Source organism: Vibrio sp. M260112 (assembly GCF_036533775.1).
Classification (GTDB): Bacteria; Pseudomonadota; Gammaproteobacteria; order Enterobacterales; family Vibrionaceae; genus Vibrio.
The window spans coordinates 1-1,035 of the sequence record NZ_JATABH010000164.1; the positions used below are offsets into that span (position 1 = coordinate 1).

Sequence of the window (1,035 nt, forward strand, 5' to 3'; positions counted from 1 at the left end):
CAACAACCCACTTACGTGCACTTTGATGCGCCAGGTCGCTATAAAGGTGACCCAAATGGCATCGCCTTCACCCGCACTCGCTTGAGTTATCTGCGCCGTAACGCCCAGTTAGCCAAAGGCAAAAGCAACGAATTTTTGCTCCGTTCAGGGTATAAATTTACCTTGAGTGACCACCTCAACACATCCTTTAATCGCCCTTGGCTGCTGGTTCAAGTCAATCACCAAGGCGAACAGGCTCAAGCACTCGAGGAAGAGGGCACTCAAGGCAAGACGACTTACGCCAACCAATGGCAAGCCATCCCAGCTCATCTCAATTGGCAAGCGGAGCCCGAGACCAAACCAACCGTTGACGGCCCAATGATCGCGACGGTCGTCGGCCCTGAGGGAGAAGAAATCTTCTGTGACGAACATGGTCGCGTGAAAGTTCATTTCCACTGGGATCGCGAAGAGAGAAACCCTGAACATCGTTCGTGTTGGGTGCGAGTCTCTCAAGGTTGGGCGGGCAGCCAATACGGCATGGTCGCTTTGCCTCGCATTGGTCACGAAGTGATTGTCTCATTTCTTAATGGTGACCCTGATCAGCCCATCATCACGGGGCGCACCTATCATGCGGTCAACAAGCCGCCTTATGTTCTGCCCAAGAACAAAACCAAAACCGTCCTGCGCAGTGAGACCCACCAAGGACAAGGCTTTAACGAACTGAGTTTTGAAGACCAAGCAGACCAAGAGCAAGTCTATCTTCATGCGCAGAAGGATTTTGACTCGATAGTGCTGAATGACATGACCACTCATGTCAAGCGTGACCAACATATCACGATCGATAACGACCACTTCACGCAGATTAAAAACCACCACAACCTCACCGTGGAGGGTGAAAGCCGCACTCTGGTCAAACAAGATGCCACCTCGATTGTGGAAGGGAGTCTGCATCAAAAAATCGCTCAGTTGCATGCATTTGAAATTGGCAATGAACTCCACATCAAAGCCGGTATGAAGGTCGTTATCGAAGCAGGCTCTGAAATGACTTTGAAAGCC

At 50.8% G+C, this 1,035-nt stretch carries 1 protein-coding gene; it reads left to right on the top strand.

Annotated elements, in window-relative coordinates:
- On the top strand, positions 1 to 1,035 hold a 1,035-nt coding region (locus tag QTN95_RS20835; protein WP_331418877.1), incomplete at both ends, for a type VI secretion system Vgr family protein.